Origin of the sequence: Roseovarius aquimarinus (assembly GCF_043661195.1) — a bacterium.
GTDB classification, from domain to species: domain Bacteria; phylum Pseudomonadota; class Alphaproteobacteria; order Rhodobacterales; family Rhodobacteraceae; genus Roseovarius; species Roseovarius aquimarinus.
Map to the genome: position 1 here is coordinate 26601 of NZ_JBIHMM010000008.1, position 17771 is coordinate 44371.

Annotated in this window: 14 protein-coding genes and 1 pseudogene; 3 read left to right on the forward strand and 12 right to left on the reverse strand. The window is 64.0% G+C overall.

Features of this window, described 5'->3' with window-relative positions; all coding sequences use genetic code 11:
* Positions 1-998: 998 nt before the first annotated feature.
* From ACGRVM_RS16235 to ACGRVM_RS16245, 3 genes are all read right to left on the reverse strand, one after another.
* A complete protein-coding gene (locus ACGRVM_RS16235; protein WP_377173251.1) occupies positions 999-3257 on the reverse strand; it encodes an AAA family ATPase in 2259 nt (752 codons plus the stop codon).
* Positions 3258-3342: 85 nt separating this feature from the next.
* Complete coding sequence (locus ACGRVM_RS16240) at positions 3343-4329, reverse strand: GIY-YIG nuclease family protein (protein ID WP_377173250.1); 987 nt, start codon at positions 4327-4329, stop codon at positions 3343-3345.
* 127 nt (positions 4330-4456) lie between these two features.
* Positions 4457-4900, reverse strand: coding sequence for a hypothetical protein (locus tag ACGRVM_RS16245; protein ID WP_377173248.1), 444 nt, complete (start codon positions 4898-4900; stop codon positions 4457-4459).
* Positions 4901-5112: 212 nt separating this feature from the next.
* Between ACGRVM_RS16245 and ACGRVM_RS16250 the strand changes: the two genes are divergently transcribed.
* From ACGRVM_RS16250 to ACGRVM_RS16260, 3 genes and pseudogenes are all read left to right on the forward strand, one after another.
* Positions 5113-5331: a transcriptional regulator gene (locus ACGRVM_RS16250; protein WP_394624073.1), complete on the forward strand. Its 219-nt coding sequence runs from the start codon at positions 5113-5115 to the stop codon at positions 5329-5331.
* A 462-nt stretch (positions 5332-5793) separates the two neighbouring features.
* On the forward strand, positions 5794-6663 hold the full coding sequence (locus ACGRVM_RS16255) for a hypothetical protein (protein ID WP_377173247.1): 870 nt from the start codon (positions 5794-5796) through the stop codon (positions 6661-6663).
* A 222-nt stretch (positions 6664-6885) separates the two neighbouring features.
* A pseudogene (locus ACGRVM_RS16260) lies at positions 6886-7014 on the forward strand (ATP-binding protein); the annotation flags it as partial.
* 120 nt (positions 7015-7134) lie between these two features.
* Here ACGRVM_RS16260 and ACGRVM_RS16265 read toward each other — a convergent pair.
* The 9 genes from ACGRVM_RS16265 to ACGRVM_RS16305 all read right to left on the reverse strand — a co-directional run bounded on the left by ACGRVM_RS16265 (position 7135) and on the right by ACGRVM_RS16305 (position 17382).
* Positions 7135-8025, reverse strand: coding sequence for a VOC family protein (locus ACGRVM_RS16265; RefSeq protein WP_377173245.1), 891 nt, complete (start codon positions 8023-8025; stop codon positions 7135-7137).
* Positions 8022-8753: a serine O-acetyltransferase gene (locus ACGRVM_RS16270; protein WP_377173243.1), complete on the reverse strand. Its 732-nt coding sequence runs from the start codon at positions 8751-8753 to the stop codon at positions 8022-8024. The genes ACGRVM_RS16265 and ACGRVM_RS16270 overlap by 4 nt, the downstream gene beginning before the upstream one ends.
* Before the next feature lie 12 nt (positions 8754-8765).
* Positions 8766-10271, reverse strand: coding sequence for an aldehyde dehydrogenase family protein (locus tag ACGRVM_RS16275; protein ID WP_377173242.1), 1506 nt, complete (start codon positions 10269-10271; stop codon positions 8766-8768).
* Positions 10264-11118, reverse strand: coding sequence for an NAD(P)-dependent oxidoreductase (locus ACGRVM_RS16280; protein WP_377173241.1), 855 nt, complete (start codon positions 11116-11118; stop codon positions 10264-10266). The genes ACGRVM_RS16275 and ACGRVM_RS16280 overlap by 8 nt, the downstream gene beginning before the upstream one ends.
* Before the next feature lie 17 nt (positions 11119-11135).
* Entirely contained in the window at positions 11136-12827 is a 1692-nt protein-coding gene (locus tag ACGRVM_RS16285; RefSeq protein ID WP_377173239.1) for a dipeptide ABC transporter ATP-binding protein, read from the reverse strand.
* Entirely contained in the window at positions 12824-13726 is a 903-nt protein-coding gene (locus ACGRVM_RS16290; RefSeq protein WP_377173238.1) for an ABC transporter permease, read from the reverse strand. The genes ACGRVM_RS16285 and ACGRVM_RS16290 overlap by 4 nt, the downstream gene beginning before the upstream one ends.
* Before the next feature lies 1 nt (position 13727).
* Positions 13728-14726 (reverse strand): ABC transporter permease, encoded by a 999-nt coding sequence (locus ACGRVM_RS16295; protein WP_377173236.1) that lies wholly within the window; start codon positions 14724-14726, stop codon positions 13728-13730.
* A 42-nt stretch (positions 14727-14768) separates the two neighbouring features.
* The gene (locus tag ACGRVM_RS16300) at positions 14769-16349 is read right to left on the reverse strand and encodes an ABC transporter substrate-binding protein (RefSeq protein WP_377173234.1); all 1581 of its coding nucleotides are present in this window, start codon (positions 16347-16349) and stop codon (positions 14769-14771) included.
* Between the two features lie 115 nt (positions 16350-16464).
* Positions 16465-17382, reverse strand: coding sequence for a LysR family transcriptional regulator (locus tag ACGRVM_RS16305; protein ID WP_377173232.1), 918 nt, complete (start codon positions 17380-17382; stop codon positions 16465-16467).
* Positions 17383-17771: the final 389 nt, after the last annotated feature.

A 17771-nucleotide genomic window follows, 5' to 3' on the forward strand; every position in this document is an offset into this window, starting at 1 on the left:
ATGCCCACCCCTGCGGCACCACCCCTGACGGGTGGCTTCTTGGATTTGGGTTGAGTTACTTCTCGGAGCGACCGAGGACGCTTCTTGACGTCAGGAGGGGCAGTAGGGCAAGACGGAGCAACTAGCTTTCGTTGCTATTAGCAAGCGGGTCATCCAAGTCCGGACGTGTGGTTTGCGCAATGCCAGCGTGATCGAATTTACAAAACTAAATCAACGTCTTCTTGGCCGGCCTAGCCCTCCATCCTAGCCCTTTCAGGGGTTTGGTTTTGGCTGCGGGGCGCCTTTCCTTGGACTGATCAACGGACCTGAGACAGGGAAATCTCCGGGATTTGGTCACACCGAATTTGAAGTTCCGGGCCTTCCGGAAAGCCGACTTTTTCAAGATCCGTAGCCATTAGGATCAATAGATCCCTGAGTTGATCTAGAGCCGTCATCCCGGGATTCTCGGCACGCTGGCGATGCGAACAGATCCGGAAAAAATGCTCAGGAAGGCGCATATGACCTCTGCCGGGACGGTCGAGCGAGAGCAGACCTTGCCGCACTTCGCGCCTCGCGCAAATCGCCATCCATGGCGCCCGCGTTGACGCCAACCGAGCAGCGAATGCGTTCGGGTGCCGGGGCGAAAAGCGATCATCTTGGACATATCGGTCAAGCGAGCCAGGTCACAATCGGATGGCAAGAAATCGAAGGCTCGGGTGACGGTATTTCAGTCGCGCGATTAGGCGCCATGCTAGACATTACACGAAAAAGATGCGAGCAGGCTTGGATCTCGGATCGCAAGCATTTCGCCGGTCATCCGGATTCGGCGGAGCCCCGAAGTGTTGAGCCCTGTGAGCTTAAGCACGGCGACTGGATTCCGGAAACGATCTTTACGGAACACTCGCGGCTTCAATCGTCGGACGCTTCTCCGCGTCGGAATTCGGAGGCGAACGAAACAACCTTCCGGGAATTTCTGCCTTGCGTGGAGCGCGACGGGTGGCCGCGCTCCATACGGAAGATCAATCTGTGGAACCCGCAGCGATATCAGACTCGTTCGTCATTGAACTTTTCAAGGCCCCAGCCTTACCCCCCACCGTCTCCACCCGCTTCTTGGCCGCCGCCGTCAGCCAGGCATCGAGGCGGGTGCCTTCCAGGATGCCGACCCGCTCAAGGTCCTCGGCCATGCGGGCGAGCAGGCTGCGGCGGGGGGTGAGGATCTGTGCGGCGCGGGCCTCGGCTTCCTCGAGGCGCGCGCGGATGCGGGCGGCGTTGGCGGGCTGCTCGAGATAGCTCGCGGCCTCCGCACCCCGCCAGAGCGGGCCCTCGGCGCCGAGGCCGTAGCAGATGTCGAGCCCGGTCGCGGTGCGCGTCGCCTGCGCGAGATCGCAGGTGCCGCCCCCGCCCGCGCCGCCCGAGACGGCGCCGAGCATCAGGCGCTCGGCGGCGCGGCCGGCCATCGTGTAGGTCATCTCGTCCTCGAAGTCGGCCGCCATGTGCTTGCCCGCCGCATAGGCCAGCCATGCCTGCCCGCCCTGACGCGTGAGCGCGAGGCGCGTGATCCGCCCGAGGCCGAGGCAGGCCCCGACGATCGCGTGTCCGCACTCGTGGAGGGCGGCACGCCGCTCCCACGCGCCGCTTGTGGCATCCGCCTCGGGCGCGAGCGCCGCCAGGAGATCGGCGGGCGTGACGGGGCGGCGCGCCTCCCGCGCCCGGCCGCGGGCCGCGCGCAGGGCCGCCTCGAGATCGGCGGCGGTGCCGCCGGCCGCCGCGCGCGTGAGGCGGCTCATCTCCTCCTGCGGGGTCCCGGCACCGATCCCTGCGCCGAGCCCGGCGCGGATCATGCGGCCGAGCGCCTGCGGGCCCGGCAGCGGCACCTCGGCGCGCAGGTCGATCCGGCCCGGGCGCAGGACCGCGGCATCGATGCGGTCCATATAGTTGGTGGTGGCGACGAGCATGACGCCCTCCGTCGCGGCCAGGTGATCGAGCTCGAGCAGGAAGCCGTTGATGACCTGCTGGCGATAGCTGCGCGACATCGGCGAGGGATCGGCACGATCGCCCACGCCGTCGATCTCGTCGATGATGAGGATCGCGGGCCGGTCTTCCTTCGCCTCCTCGAAGGTCTTGCGCATGGCGCGGAGCATGTCGCCGAGATGTCCCGCGGCCTGCCAGGCACCGAAGCTGCCCTGCACGATGCGCGCGCCGGCGCTGCCGGCGATGGCGCGCGCGAGATGGGACTTGCCGGTGCCGGGCGGCCCGTAGAGGAGGAGCGAGCGCTCCATCTCCGCCCAGTCCGCGCGCCCCTCCGCCCAAGCCCTGAGATCGGCCGCCATGCGCCGCGCGATGATCTCCGCCGCGCCATAGCCTTCGATCTCGTCGAGCGTCGGGCCCGTCTTCGGCGCCTGTCGTGCCTGCAGGGCTGTCCGGCACAGCCGCTCCACGGCGCCGCGCGGCGTGGCCGAGCGCATCGCCAGCGCGAGCGCGGCTTGAGACAGATCGCGCAGCGCGGCGTCCTCGGGCAGAGCGCCGTAGAGCTCCCGGCGCAAGGCCGGATCGACCGCGCCCTCTGCGTCGAACCATGCGGCGAGGAGCGCCACGGCGATCTCGCGATCGAGTGGCGCCAGCTTGAGGGGCGCGGGCAGATCCGCCGCCAGCGCCGGAGGCATCTGCGAGACGCCGCCGAGAAGGATCAGCACCGGGCACGGCGCCTCGAGCGCGCCCTGCATCTCGGGGGAGAGCCTGAGCGGTGCGCCCCGCGCGCCCGCGATCTCCTGCGCGCCGTCGACCACGGCGAGATCGGGCGGCGTGCCGAGGCCGCCGCCCCGCGCGCAGGAGGCGACATCGATGCCGGCGGGCAAGATCGCCCGCACAAGCATCTCTTGCGCCTCCTTCTGGCCGGGGCCGTCCTCGCCGAGCGCGAGCACCGTGACCGCGCCCGGCGCGAGCAGCGCCTCCACCGCCTCCGCCGTGCCGAAGGAGGCGCAGAGGCGGAGGGTGAGCGCGAGCTCCGAGAGGGGGATGCGGAGACCCTGCGGGTCGCCCTCCAAGGAGCGTTCGCCCTCTTGCGCGTCCGGCGGGATCTGCAGCGCGCTCGGCGTGGCGGCGAGCGCCGCGAGCAGGCCGGGGCCGTGATCCGACATCTTGCGAGGCGCGGGCTCTGCGCGCTCCTCGCGCTCGGCGCGGCGCATGGCGTGGTGCGCGCGCAGGCGGCGCAGCGCGGTGGTTGCGAGAGGGGCCCAGACGGGCGGGCTCTGGAGCGGAGTGTGGCTAGTGTGGCTCATGGCGGTCTCCTGATGCAGGCGGCAAGGGGGGTGCCCCGCACCGGTGCCGGCGCGGGGGAGTTGCGTGGATGGGCTGTGCCGGGGCTCAGGCGGCGGGACACCCGGAGCGCGGCCAGCGGGGGCTTTCGACCTCGTCCAGCATGCGCCGGATGATCGGCTCGGCCCGTGCCGCGTAGACCTCGCTGGTGACGTTGATCCAGGCGGCGAGATCGGCGCGCGGGATGACCAGATCGGGGTGATCCGCGCGCAGGCGTGCATGCAGGCCCCGCTCGACGGCGAGCGCCACCTGGCCGCTCGGCATCGGCACCTCGTCGATGAGCTCGGCCTCGACCTCGTCGCCCAGCCCCAGCTGATGGAGCATGCGGCTGCGCGGATTGCGGCTGTAGCCGAGCTTGACATAGGTGCCCCCGCCGGAAACCCCGAGGCGGATGAGATAGAGGAAGCTCGGCGCGGCGGCCCAGCTCTCGCCGCATCCGCCGCAGTCGTAGCGGCCGGTCACGATATTGGCCGTCGCCACCCTCTGGACATGCCCGCAGGCCTCGTGGCCGAGCGCGCGGTAATTGGCGTTGCCCTCGGGATCGGCCCCGACGAGGCGCCAGCCCCAGCTCTGCGCGAGCGCGCCGAGGCGCGCCAGATGGCAGGGGGCGCAGTGATAGCCGCTGCGCCCCGCGGCGGGGCCTTCCTCGGCGAGCTTGGCGATGCGCCCGCGCTGGAGCCGGGCGGTGTGACCGCACGGCAGGGTGTAGCTGGCATAGTGGCGATGCGCCGGATCGCGGGCCCCGAGCACGACGCCCGCCTTGGCGGCCTGCGCCAGCATCGCCCTCTCGCGGCACCCGCCGCAGGCCGGCCGGGCACTGCGCAGCGTATGGACCTTATGCGCGGTCAGCGCGCCGCAGAGCCGGCACTCGAGTGCGAGATGCAGCCGATCGCGGATACGGCGATGGATGCGGTAGCCCTTGGCCTCGGCGATCGCGTGCCAGGCCTCGGGGATGCCGCGATTGATGGGCCGCCACTCATGGGCGGGAACGTGACGCGACCGGCGGGGGATGTGGAGAGGCTTGTTGTGAGACATGGACAGATTTCCTTTTGAAGACGTCTGGAGGGGCCGCGCCCTTAAAGTGCGGCAGAATGAAAGGTTTTTTCGAAAGCCGGCGGCGGTCATCACCTTGAGCGGCGGGTGACGCCGGAAGCGCTGAAGATCAGGCTTCCGCCAAAAGGAGGCTGAGGTCTTCGGGATTACAGATAGGCTGATACAGATCGAGCCCCGCGATCGATTCGAGATGTTGCTCGAACGTCTCCAGCGCCGCCTCGACCGGAGCGGTGATGTGGGCTTTGCATGCGATGCGCCGCACGAACGCGCCGAGACGCAGAGCATCGTAAGCACCGAAGAAGTCGAATACGGTTTCCGTTGCCATGAGCGCCATCGCCTTCTTGACCACCCCAACCAGGACTTGGTCGATGGCTGCCTCAGCCGGCATTGTTGAGACCTTAGCAAGGGTGATGTTAACCCTGCTCCATGCCGCCTCCGCATCGCGAAGCCAAATGTCTACTGCAGGGTCGGTTCCGTCCTGACAGTCAAGCGAGCGCTCAGCTTCGATCGCGTATTCAAGCTGGGCATTGAGAAGCGTAAACTGCTTGGCCATGTTCGACAGTACGAAGCAAGAGGAGGTCTCAGTATGGTGAATGCGCATGTCGGCTTCACGGTGGTTAGATGCACGAGGCGTCATAAGTGATCTCCATGTATTGCATAGTTGGTACCTTGTGATAATAATCTAGAACCAAACCAGCGCTATGTCAATACTGCGTGCTAACTTTTTATAACAAGGATATGACTTTGACCCCTGAGCAATTGAGAATGGCGCGCGCAGCAGTCCGATTGGGTGTCCGTGAACTCGCAGCTTCCGCAGACGTGGCTCCCGCAACGATAAGCCGGTTCGAGAGTGGTAAAGGGGGAATGCAAATGCGCTCCGTGAGTGCTCTGCGTGCTGCGTTAGAAGCGCATGGGGTCCAGTTCCTCGACGAAGGCGATATCGCAAGAGGGGCGGGAGTGTCTCTTAGCGAGCGAGGTGATTGAAGCATGTAGAGCGTCGGGATGTGACACTCTGAGCTGCAAACGATCCAAGCCTCTCGGTAAATGTCTTGCGTCATTTTGATTTATTGATGCGCCCGCTATCGAGGTAAGGAAGATTGCTTCAATGCCGACAGGCCAGTGCCCCTTATTTCGCTAAGGACTGAGTGAGGGTGGTTGGTTCTTTAAGTTAGCCGACTATCTTTGGATGTCGGCTTCCGGCCCATTGCGGACATCCAGCCCATCGTCTTGATGCTGCGTTCGCAGCCCGCTTTGAGGTCATTCGCCGCATACGAAATAGTTGAATTTTGGAGAGGTGCCAGGATAGGAGGACCGCCACCACCGAAAATTGGATCAAAGCAAATTTTAGGCTCAGGTTTCAGCGAAACCGCCGCACATTCCGAAGGCACTTGATGGTGTGAGCAAACGAGGCATAATGTGGCTCAATTGAAATTTTGAGGTAAATTAATGCTTGCCGACCTGCTCGATTTCTATAAGAGATACCCAGATATTTTACTTTATTTGAAGGGTATTGATCGGGCTTCACTATCCCCTAATGTTATTGAGTCTCTTGATTTTCACGGGCAGCGTCAACGAGAGATTTTTGATATTGCGCAGGTATATCAGATTGACGAGCGCGCCGAGCTGATGCTGCGCAACCTCTCAGCTCAAATGCAAAGGGATGGATTAGATAGCATGTTCAGTAACGTTCGCTTGCCGTTCCCGGCAATGTTGCTGACGGTCCCGGAACCAAAGGTTGGCGAATGGCCTGCCGCGCTGATCACCCAGGATGATAATACGCTCTACACTCAGATTTATCTTGCGAACAAGCGTGGATTATTCCCGAACCTACTGATCTTCAGGTCGCAAGGAGCATCGGTAGATATTTTGCATTCACCTACGTTCAATTTGTCTCAGGAAATCGGAGATGATGTCACCGAAGATGCCGCCGTTAAGCAGGAAATGTCTCTTTGTTTTGACTTCTTGGCAATAGCGGTTGGCATGTCGATTTTGTTCGAACACAAGGCCATGCTCGAAAAAGAAGAAGTGTTTGCCTATCCCAGAGCTGAGAGACGAAGAGCTCAGAAGTCTGGGCGCACACTGCCCAATAAATCCATAATCAACGTCAGACTGGGCGAGCTAGGTAAGCGTCAGCTTGAAGCAACTAGCCACGAGAGCAAGGTAAACGAAGAAGTCGCCTCTAATCGCAGAGCTCACTGGGTTCAGGGCCATTTTATGCGCAACCGCGCCGGTGGCATCAGTTGGAGGAACCCGCATATCCGAGGGGCTGGCCCCCTTCTTGAGCAAGAGCGGCACATCTCTTCTTATGAGGAGTGATGGGGCTAAGTCATCCGAAAATGATGTGGAGTTGGTTGCCTGCGGCCCAAACCTGCCTTTCGCTTCGAGGTCGAGCGCTCCGGCGCAGTTTCACCATAGCGGCCATTTGTGCATCGCGCAGCATCTTCAGAGGGTAAAGGTCGGCAGAGCGGGATGAGGCGATCGCGCGTCTCACCTACGAACTGAGGACGAGTTTGGAACGATTTTTGTGCATCGCACGCCGCAGGGCTCCTGTTCGAGTTGATCTCGCAGCGCTACAAGCGCGGCTCCACGATGATCACCAGCAACCTGCCGTTCGACGAATGGACCGAAACCTTCGGCACCGAACGCCTGACCGGCGCGCTCCTCGACTGATTGACACGCCATGTGAGCATTCTCGAGATGAATGGTGAGAGCTACAGGTGGCGATCTCTCTTGCGCATATAGGGATCGCGGGCGTGGTTTTGGCGCGGTTCATTTGAGGCAACTTGCTCAGGCGCCGTGGCGCGGACCAAAAGCCAAGACCGTGTTGCCCGTCAGCGCCGCATCGCTCAACCAATACCTGACCCCGTCCTGCCGATAGGCCAACCCGCTGGCATCAAGGCAGGCCGCAAGCCGTGCCTCGTCTTCATAGACCAGATCCAGCGCGACGATTGCGGGTGCGGCTTGCGTGCCGAGCGCCGGGGACAGGGCGCCGTAACGCGTCTCGATCGCTGCGGGGGTCAGCACGCGTAGCGCGCCGTTGCCGGTGTCGAATGCTACACCGCCCTCGATGGCCTCCGGCGCCCCGTAGATCGTGGACAGGTGTCGGGAAATGGCGGCAGTATCCTCTGGCCCAGCCATTACAGAACTGCCCGCATAGCCCGAAACCGAGTTTGGATGCTGCATCCATTCGGGGACGTAGATCAAATCAGGGCGATGCTGCTGGCACAGGAAAAACGACAGGCGCGGCCAATTCGGGTTGGGGATCAGCGCAAGGCTCGTCTTGGTGCGGCCCGCCCTTCCATCCGGAAGGGTGACGTCGCGCCCGAATTCCAGACGGCCTGCGACCTTCCATCCGGCGCGCTCGGCGCGCTCGGCGTCGCGGCCTGCATCGAGGCTGTGCAAGGCAGTGAGGGCGATGCCCTCGCGCTTTTGCAAATGGGCGTGGACATGGCGGCCAAAGCGAAAATCGCCAGCGGGATGTGCGCTTGTAAGGCTCGCGTCGTAGACCCCCATGATCTCCAGCAGGCAGCCATGAAACATCGCGAGGCTGGTGCTGGTGCCCCACGGATGCCGGCCCACCGGCGTCATGGCAAAGCCGAGCGAGATCAGCCGCTGGCGCAGGGCATCAATGTCATGCACTGCGATCAGCGGATGATCGAGACCGAAGGGCACGTTCATGCGCCATTCCTTTCCGGCGCCGCAAAGCTGATCTGCGCAGGGCCTATCTCGCGCGCCTTGGCGCCTGCGATCAGCGTGCCGGGCGCGACATCCTGCGTAACAATGGCGCCCGCCGCCACGTTGGCCCGCGCTCCGATGGTGATCCCGCCCAGCAGGATCGCGCCTGCGCCGATCACGGCGCCGTCGCCGAGCGTGGGATGGCGCCGCGCGCCGCTATCGGCCAGCGTGCTGCCCAGCGTAACGCCGTGCCAGATCGACACATCGGCGCCGATCACCGCCGTCTCGCCCACGACGAAGCCCAGCCCGTGATCCAGCCACAGTCCCGGCCCCACGCGCGCCGCCGGGTGGATATCGGTCGAAAAGGCCCGGCCCGCGCGCGCTTTGATCGCCATCGCCAGGGTCCGGTCGTCGCTCTGCCATAGCTGATGCGCGATGCGGTGCGCCATGATGGCCTGCACGCCGCGACCGAAGAGCAGCGCGGCGGCGCGCCCGCCCGGTGCGAAATCGCGGCGGGCGGTCTCGTCAATGTCGTGCTGGCTCAGCGCGGCGGGTTCGGGGTGCGTCGCGTAGAGGCGCCGGACAAGATCCGCAGGGAGATCCGCCGCCGCCTGCAGCACGGCGCCCGCCAGATCGGCAAACCCGTCAAAGCGGCGCGGGGAGATGCCAATCAGCGCCGCCGCTTCGGGCGAGGCGGCCAAGAGCGCCTCGGTTTCCTGCATGAGGCTCATAAGCGCGGCGCCTCAGGAGACATAGCCAAAGGCGATCTTGGGCACTTCGCCACTGTCAAGCCAGATCGCCTTGGGGCTGGTGTATTCCATCAGCGCATCCGTCCCGCTGGACCGGCCCCAGCCGGAATTCAGCGAACCGCCAAATGGTGAGGAGACATGGATCGCCTTGTAGCTGTTGATCCAGAACGTGCCCGCGCGCACCGCTGCCGAGACGCGATGCGCCCGGCCCAGATCGCGTGTCCAGACCGCACCGGCAAGACCGAACTCGGTATCATTTGCGATTGCGATTGCGTCTTCCTCATCGTCGAAGGATATGGCGGTCACGACCGGGCCAAAGATTTCGGTCTGCGCCGCCTCGGCGCTGTTTCCCAGACCTGTCAGCAGGGTAGGTGGCACGAAATAGCCCTCCTTCGGCAGATCGGTGCGCGTCTGAACGGCGGCGCCGCCCGTCGCGGCATTGGCGATCATGCTCTGGATATGGGCATATTGGCGGCGATTGCTAATCGGGCCAATCTCAGTGACGTCGTCCAATGGATCGCCGAGGGTAATGCGGTTCATCCCCTCTGCGATCATCTGGGTGAGCTCCGCATGCACCGACCGCTGAACAAGCAGCCGCGACCCCGCAACACAGCTTTGGCCCGCCCCCGAGAAGATGGCCGCCTGTGCGCCAAGGCAGGCATGCTGCAGATTGGCGTCGGCAAAGACGATATTGGCCGACTTGCCGCCCAGTTCCAGCACCGCGGGTTTCAGCGCCTCGGCGGCGGTCATGGCGACGCGCCGTCCGGTTTCGGGCGAGCCAACAAAGATCACCTTGCGCACGGCGGGATGCTGGATCGCGGCCTGTCCGGTGGTGGGGCCAAGCCCGCAGAGCACATTGACCAGACCTGGTGGCAGCCCCGCGCCCTCGGCGATGCGTACCAGCGCAACGGTGGTCATCGGTGTCAGCTCGCTGGGTTTTATGACCACGCCGTTCCCGGCGCAGATTGCGGGCGCGATCTGCCAGCCGGCGGTAAAGATGGGCGCATTCCACGGCGTGATCTGGAACACCACGCCCAATGGCTCGCGCAGGGTGTAGTTCAGGTGGCCGCTGGGCACGGGGATCACCTCGCCGTGGATCTTGTCCGCCCAGCCGGCATAATAGCGGAACATCTCGGCGACCTTGGCCACCTCGACCCGGGCGTCGCGGATCGGCTTGCCCGCCACCAGAGCCTCGAGCTGGGCGAGGGGCGCGGCTTGGGACGTGACCGCGCGGGCAATCTCTTGCATGACGTCGCCGCGCGCTGCGGCGGAGAGCTGTGCCCATGTTTTTTGCGCGGCGTCGGCGGCCTCGCAGGCCTCACCGGCCAGGTCTGCGCCGCAATCAGGGTAGCTGGTGAGTTCGCTTCGCGCATAGGGATCTTCGAGGGTGATGGCGGCGCCAGCGCCGTGTCGCAACGCGCCGTTCACAAGGCTGCAAACACCACCGCCAAGGTCCAGCTCTTGCATCAGGCTGTTCAGGATTTCGCGGCGGTCAGACATGGTCTTGGCTCCGGTATTTGTAGATCTCGTTAAAGTCGGCACTGTCCTCCAGGGTCTCGCGGCTGGCCTCCCAGATTTCGGCGATGGCGTGCGTGGCGGGCAGGTTTAGCCCGGCCTCACCCGCCAGCTTGACGGCGAGGCCCACATCCTTGCGCATGAGGCCCATGGTAAAGCCCGAGTCGAACGCGCCGCTCATCACCCATTTGGGAAAGTTCACCTCGCTCACGCCGCTGCGGCCCGAGCCGGCATTGACGCCTTCCAGGAGGCTGTCGAGCGGGATGCCCCCTGCCTCGGCCAGGCGCGCCATTTCGCTGACAAGCACCAGATTGGCGGCGCATAGCAGGTTGTTGGCGATCTTGGCCGCATGGCCTGCGCCTACGGGGCCGACATGAACCGTCTTGGCCGTCAGATCGTCCAGGATGGGGCGCAACTCGGCGATGGCATCTTCGGGCCCGCCCAGAACCATTGTCATGGTGCCCGCACGGGCGCCAGACGGCCCGCCACTGACGGGGCCGTCGAGAAAGGTGTAATCCTTTGCGGCGGCGCCCAGCGCCTTGGTCGTTTCGGGCTCGGAGGTCGACGTGTCGAGAACGATTGCGCCGGGGCGCAGATGTGGCGTCAGCTCGTCCATCACTGCCCGCACGATATCGGCACGGGGCAGCGACAGGATGATTCGGTCGCAGGCACTGCCCAGCTGGGCAAGTGTATCGCAAGGCTCAGCGCCGCTCGCCGCGCCGCGCGCGCGCGCCTCCGGCATGGTGTCATGGCATCTGGCGGTGTGCCCGCGCTCGACCAGCCGGGCGATCATCGCGCCGCCCATCGCGCCGCATCCAATTATGCCGATCATCTGTCGTTCCTTTGTGCTCATGTGCTCTGCAAACTCTTGCCGCGCGTCGCGCTGGGCGCTGTCTCGAGCAGCATTCGGGTGTAGTCGTTTTCCGGCGTGTCAAAGAGCGCCTCGGCGTCCCGGCATTCCACGATGCGCCCGCGCTGCATCACCGCGACGCGGTCCGAGACCTGTCGGACCACCGCCAGATCGTGGCTGACGAACAGCATGGTCAGGCCCAGAGAGCGGCGCAGCTCCATCAGAAGGGCCAGCATGTCGGCCTGAATCGAGACATCCAGCGCCGAGGTCGGCTCGTCGCAGAGCAGGAACCGTGGTCGCAGCGACAGGGCGCGTGCGATGCAGATGCGCTGGCGCTGCCCGCCCGAGAACTGGTGCGGGAATTTGCGGCCCGCATCATTCGGCAGGCCGACGCGCTCCAGAAGCGCGGCCACGAGGCGCGGCGTGTCGGCGCGGCTGGCAAGACCGTGAAAGAGGATTGGCTCGGCCAGGATCTGATCGACGCGCATGCGTCCGTTGAGTGACGAATAGGGATCCTGAAAGACCACCTGCACATCGCGGCGCAGCGCCTTTTTCGCGGCATTGCTGCGGATCTTGGCCAAGGGGCCGTGATCGCCAAAGCGCACGCTGCCCGCGCTGGGCGGGATCAGGCCTGTTAGGATGCGGCCCAGCGTGGATTTGCCCGATCCACTCTCGCCCACGAGGCCCAGAACCTCGCCGCGCTGCACATCGATCTGCGGCACGTCGACAGCACGAAAGCTGCCGGACTTGCCCCAGAATGTCGTCTTCTTGGTCGCGAAATCCTTGGTGAGGTTCTCTGCGGTCACATAGGCGCTTGCGCCGCCGCCGCGATGCCCTTCGAGGAGCCAATCGTCGATTTCGCCGGTCTTCTTGGCGGGATTGCGGAACCGCTCTTCGCGATGCTCGATCGAGGGGATCGCGGCAATCAGATCGCGCGTGTAATCGGCCTCGGGGGCATTGATCACCTGCCCGGTTGGCCCGGTTTCGACCAGTTTGCCGTAGCGCATGACATAGACACGGTCCGTTGTCTCGGCGATGACGCCCATGTCATGCGTGACGAGGATCACACCCAGATCGCGCTCGCGGCAGAGGCTTCGGATCAGATCCAGCACCTGCTTTTGCACCGACACATCCAGCGCGGTCGTCGGCTCGTCTGCGATCAGAAGGTCCGGGTCTCCGGCCATGGCCAGCGCGATCACCACGCGCTGGCGCATCCCGCCGGAAAACTCATGCGGATACTGCGCCATGCGCGCGGCGGCCTCGGGAATGCCGACCGCATCCAGCCGCTCGGCAGCCATGCCGCGGGCCTGGGCGAGCGGGATGCCTTGGAGCAGCGAAATAGACTCGGAGAGTTGCGCGCCGATGGTCATCAGCGGGTTGAGCGATGTCATCGGGTCTTGGAAGATCATCCCGATGCGCCGCCCGCGCAGGTGCGCCATGGCGGGGGCGGGCAGGCTCGTCAACTCTTCCCCGTCCAGCGTCACACTACCGCCGGAGATGCGGCCCGGATGCGACAGCAGGCCCATGATCGCGTTGCCGATGGTGGATTTGCCCGCGCCGCTTTCGCCAATGAGGCCGACAATCTCGCCGCGCTTCACCTCCATGTCAAAGCCATGCACAGCGGTGAAATCGCCAAAACGGTGCGGGAAGGTGATCTGCAATCCCCTAGTCTGGCACAGAAACTCGGTCATCGAAGCCTCGGGTTCAGATAGTCGCGCACCCAGTCGGCCACGAGGTTGAAGGCGACGACCATCACCAGGAGCATGACGCCCGGAAAGATCACCACCCACCAGACGCCCGAGAAAAGATAGAGGCTGCCCACCTGGATCAGGCCGCCAAGGCTCGGCTCGGTCAGGGGCGTGCCAAGGCCGAGGAACGACAGCGTTGCCTCGGTCACAATAGCGACCGCGATCTGCAGCATGGCCAGAACGAGGACCGGGCCGAGGATATTGGGCGTGATGTGGCGCAGGATGATGCGCGGCGTCGGCAGGCCGATGGCGTGGCAGGCGGTGACGTAATCCTGCCCGCGCTGCACCATGACGGAGGCGCGCACGATCCGCGCGAATTGCACCCAGCCGGCCAGCCCGATGGCGAGGATCATGATGGGCACGGCGGCGCGAGCGAATACATCCGCCGGCAGCGATGCCTTGAGGATGCCGTTGAAGAGCAGCGCGATCAGGATAGGCGGGAAGGCGAACTGGATTTCAGCCACGCGCATAAGGATCGCGTCGGTCAGACCGCCGAAATAGCCCGCCAGAAGGCCGACGGTCATGCCGATCACCACCGAAAGTGCCACCGCGCCCACGCCCACCAGCAGCGATATGCGCCCGCCATAGAGCATCGCCGACAGCACGTCGCGCCCCTGCAGGTCCGTGCCTAGAAGAAAGCGCGGGTCCGAGGCGGGCAGCCACGCGGGCGGCAGATTGTTATCGAGGATCGAGATCGTGCCGGGATCGAAGGGCGTATGCGGCGCGAAGATGGGCGCGAAGGAGCAGCCGATCACCATCGACGCGATGATGATGGCGGAAACTACCGTCACCGGCGCATTCAGCAACTCGTACCAGAAATCGGACCGAATACGCTCGAACATCTCAGACCGCCCCATGCCGGATGCGCGGATCAATCAGCACATAGACCGCGTCGATCACGAGGTTCGAGAGGGTAAAGACCAGTCCGACAAAGATGAGGTAAGCGGCCAGTAGGGGAATGTCGCTTTGCCCGATGGCATGCAGCAGCAGCGAGCCCATGCCGGGCCACTGAAACACCCGCTCGGTGATGATTGAAAACGCGAAGAGCGAGCTAAGCTGCAGGCCGATGGCCGTGACCACCGGCACCATCGTGTTCTTCAGCGCGTGGTGGAAATAGATGCGCTGGCCGGGGATGCCGCGTGCAAAGGCAAAGCGGATGTAGTCTGTGCGCAGCACTTCTAGCATCTCGGCGCGGATGAGGCGCAAGATCACGCCTAGTTGAAAGAGGCAGAGGACAGCTGCGGGCATCAGCGCATGGGTCAGCCCGTCCCAGGTGAAGAGGCTCGAACGGATGCCCAGCCATGTCACCGTGTCACCGCGACCGAAGGAGGGCAGCCAGTTTAGCCAGACGGAAAAGACGAGGATCATCAGGATACCCAGCAGGAACGAGGGGATCGACACGCCGATCACCGACAGCGCCATGATGGTCTGCGCTAGCCCGCCCTTGCGGCGGATGCCGGTATAGATGCCCGCCGGGATGGCGAGGATCAGCGACAGCACACCCGAGAGCAGCACCAGTTCGACCGTGGCGGGCAGGCGGTCGGCGATCATCTCGCTCACGTCGCGGTTGAAGCTGTAGGAGATGCCCAGATCGCCCTGCACCGCGCCCGCTACATAGCGGGCATATTGGATCAGGATCGGATCGTTGAGGCCAAGGCTTTCGCGCAGCGCCTCGCGGTCCTCGATCGTGGTTTCCTGCCCGACCATCGCCAGCACCGGATCGCCGACATACTGGAAGACCAGAAATCCGACGAGCGCGACGCAAAGCATGACAATGGTGGCCTGAAGGATGCGGGCCAGCAGGAAATACATACCGGAATTCCAATTGGAGGGGTGGGCCATGCGGGGCAGCCCGGTTCGTGCCGGACTGCCCGAGAGTGCGGCTCAGTTCACGTTGAAATATTCCAGCGGGAATTCGAATGTCGGGTGCTGCACCACGTCCACATTCTCGGCCGCGCCCCAGACCAGCTGCTGCACGTGGAGCGGGATCAGGCAAACCTCGTTTACCATCATCGCCATCGCATCCTGCAGCATCTTTGTGCGCGCGGCGGCATCCATCGTCACGGCGGCCTCGGAGGCCAGCGCGTCTGCCTCGGGGACGGAGCAGCCGGAAATGTTCCACGCGCCGCGGCCGTTATCAAGATCGCGAGTGCCGAGCACGTTCTGGAACACGTTGAGCGCGTCCATCGTGGAGGGTGTCCAGCTGAGCAGGAAGAAGGAGGTGCCGAATTCCGGTGCGACCACCTTGGGGAAGAATTGCGCCTTGGGCTGGGCGATCAGGTTCACCTTGATGTCGGCGCGCGCCAACAGGCTGACGACTGCCTGACAGATCTGGCCGTCATTGACGTAGCGGTCGGTCGAGCAATCCATGGTCAGCTCGAACCCATCGGGATAGCCCGCCTCGGCCAGCAGCGCCTTGGCCTTTTCGACATCGTATTCGAGGCGCGTAAGGTCCGGGTTATAGCCGTTCACCTTGTCCATGATGTACTGCGTCGAGAGCGTCGCCTGGCCCTGCATGACGCGGTCTATGATCGCCTGCGCGTCCACCGCATGGGCAAAGGCCTGCCGCACGCGGATATCCTTGAACGGGTTGCCCTCAACCGGGCTTTCGAGGATCTGGTCGCGGACCTGGTCCATGCCGATATACATCGTGCGCGCCTCGGGCGACGAGACGACCTTGACGCCATCCGCCTCTTCGACGCGGGGGATGTCCTGCAAGGGCAGGGGCATCACCAGATCCACCTCACCCGACAAGAGCGCGGAGACCAGCGTGGCGGCGTTGTCGATAGGGGTAAACACCACCTCGCTGACATTGCCAATCTTGCCCCAGTAGCCGTCATAGGCCTCGAGCGTTGTCTTCTCGCCCTGCGCACGGGATGTGACCTTGTAGGGGCCGGTGCCGTTGGCATTGGTCGCGCTGAAGGATTTTTCCTCCTGCTGAAGGTTGATAGGCTCCTCTGCGCCATTCGCCTCGGCCCATTCGCGGTCGAGGATCATGAGGTCTAGCAGATCGTTCAGCAGGATCGGGTTGGGCGCGGTCGTGACAATCTCGACGGTCATGTCGTCGATGGCCGAATAGCTGTCGACCGAGGCGAGGACGTGCTTGAAGTTCGATGCCTCGCTGCGCGCGCGGTCCATGCTGAAGATCACGTCATCGGCGGTGAACGCCGCGCCATCGTGGAAGGTCACGCCGTCCCGCAGCTTGAAGCGCCACGTGGTGTCGTCCACCTGCTCCCAGCTCTCGGCAAGCTGCCCGGCGATCTCGAAATCTTTGTCGCGCGCGACGAGGCCCTCGTAGACATTGGCCAAGAAGTAGTTGGTGAAGCTCTCGTTATGGCTGTGCGGATCGAGGCTCGTGGCGTCGCCCTGCGAGGCCATGCGCAGCGTTTCGGCCGATAGCGGCGCGGCCAATGCCGTGCTGAGCGCCGTAACCGCCGCGAGGGAGGCAAGATAGGTCTTGGACATAATTTCACCCTGTTGCAGATTTTATGATTCCTCGCAGGGTATCCGCAGGTATGCATTGCGGGAATTGCGGGCATTGAGGTTTTGTGTTGCATTTTTCGCAACGCTTGGGGTGTCTTCACCCAGCCGCTCGAAAGGCCACCATCGCTCGGGCGATGTGATGCGCAAGGCGGCTGGCCCCCTCGGGCAGGCGCCTGCCCGCGCGGGTAAAGAGCGACGCCTCACCCCGGCTGAGCTCGGGGATATCGAGCCGCTTGGTCACGATGGTGCCGTCCGCTATCTCGCGGGTGACGACGAAGGCGGGCAGGATCGTCACGCCCAGCCCGTCGCGCACGAAATTACGCAGAACGGCCAGCGAGTTGGATTGCACGACGGCATTGAGGCGCACGCCATGTGCGCCTTCGGCAGCCTGTATCATGTCGCCGACGCCCGAGCCGGATTTCAGCAGCGCTGCGGGCAGATGCTCCAGCGCCTTCATCGTCATCGGCTCGGGCAGGTTGGCCCAGTCCGAGTGCGGGCTGACCAGCAATTCAAGCGGCTGCTTCGACTGCGCGGCGGTTTTGATGCTGCGCTCCTTGCGGGCGTTATAGGCCATGCCCAGATGGGCCTGATCCGTGCGCACCGCATGCAGCACCTGCTCGGTCGAGCCGCTGAGCAGATCGTAAGTGAAGCCGGGATAGGAACCGCGATAAAGGCGCAGCGCATTGCCGATGAAATCACTGATGAACCCATCACCTACCGCGATCACCAGCTGGCCGCGCCGCATCCCCTTGAGCGCGTCGAACTCGGACAAAAGCGCCTCCTCGTCGCATTGCTGTCGCTTCAGGTAGGTTTGCAGGATCTGCCCGGCCTCGGTTGGGCAGATGCCCGTATGCCCGCGCTCGATCAGGGCTGCGCCCAGCGATGTCTCAAGCGATTGGATATGCCGGGTTATGGTCGACGGCTCGACCCCCAGCCGCTCGGAAGCCGAGCGGATCGAGCCTTCCTCGCATGCGACGAGGAAAGAGGCGGAATGGGCTGTGGCGATCTTGAACATCAGGGGGGCTTTCGATCCTGCCGAAACGGTTGCGGCAGCCTAGTGCCCGCCGGGCGGTAGGGCGAGTGACTTAAGAGCTTTCGTGGCGATATTCGCTGCAGTGCGGAGTTTTGGAACTTTGGGCTGTTTGTGTTGAAAAACTCCGCAAACCAAAAATTGCCTCGAAAAACTGGAGCAATGTTCCTTCAGATCGACTATCTTGACACCATGTTTGCGAAACGGCGCCTTCGCGGGGGAATATTCTGCCGACGTGCCCCTTCTCGCCAGAATGCCGACTTTTTCAACAAAATCGGCTCAAAGCCGACCTCGGACGCAACGCAGCATCATATGATATGATGCCTTGTCAACGTCGGGTTGTCGATGTGGAAGGGCGTGGTGGATCGGAGGAT

What these genes read in the sequence shown, in the direction of transcription:
- ACGRVM_RS16270 (WP_377173243.1), bottom strand. Translation starts at nt 8,753, where the DNA reads ATGAGCCTCATGCAGGAAACCGAGGCGCTCTTGGCCGCCTCGCCCGAA.
- ACGRVM_RS16305 (WP_377173232.1), bottom strand. Translation starts at nt 17,382, where the DNA reads ATGTTCAAGATCGCCACAGCCCATTCCGCCTCTTTCCTCGTCGCATGC.
- ACGRVM_RS16255 (WP_377173247.1), top strand. Translation starts at nt 5,794, where the DNA reads ATGCTTGCCGACCTGCTCGATTTCTATAAGAGATACCCAGATATTTTA.
- ACGRVM_RS16290 (WP_377173238.1), bottom strand. Translation starts at nt 13,726, where the DNA reads ATGTTCGAGCGTATTCGGTCCGATTTCTGGTACGAGTTGCTGAATGCG.
- ACGRVM_RS16280 (WP_377173241.1), bottom strand. Translation starts at nt 11,118, where the DNA reads ATGATCGGCATAATTGGATGCGGCGCGATGGGCGGCGCGATGATCGCC.
- ACGRVM_RS16265 (WP_377173245.1), bottom strand. Translation starts at nt 8,025, where the DNA reads ATGAACGTGCCCTTCGGTCTCGATCATCCGCTGATCGCAGTGCATGAC.
- ACGRVM_RS16245 (WP_377173248.1), bottom strand. Translation starts at nt 4,900, where the DNA reads ATGGCCAAGCAGTTTACGCTTCTCAATGCCCAGCTTGAATACGCGATC.
- ACGRVM_RS16250 (WP_394624073.1), top strand. Translation starts at nt 5,113, where the DNA reads ATGGCGCGCGCAGCAGTCCGATTGGGTGTCCGTGAACTCGCAGCTTCC.
- ACGRVM_RS16275 (WP_377173242.1), bottom strand. Translation starts at nt 10,271, where the DNA reads ATGTCTGACCGCCGCGAAATCCTGAACAGCCTGATGCAAGAGCTGGAC.
- ACGRVM_RS16240 (WP_377173250.1), bottom strand. Translation starts at nt 4,329, where the DNA reads ATGTCTCACAACAAGCCTCTCCACATCCCCCGCCGGTCGCGTCACGTT.
- ACGRVM_RS16295 (WP_377173236.1), bottom strand. Translation starts at nt 14,726, where the DNA reads ATGGCCCACCCCTCCAATTGGAATTCCGGTATGTATTTCCTGCTGGCC.
- ACGRVM_RS16235 (WP_377173251.1), bottom strand. Translation starts at nt 3,257, where the DNA reads ATGAGCCACACTAGCCACACTCCGCTCCAGAGCCCGCCCGTCTGGGCC.
- ACGRVM_RS16285 (WP_377173239.1), bottom strand. Translation starts at nt 12,827, where the DNA reads ATGACCGAGTTTCTGTGCCAGACTAGGGGATTGCAGATCACCTTCCCG.
- ACGRVM_RS16300 (WP_377173234.1), bottom strand. Translation starts at nt 16,349, where the DNA reads ATGTCCAAGACCTATCTTGCCTCCCTCGCGGCGGTTACGGCGCTCAGC.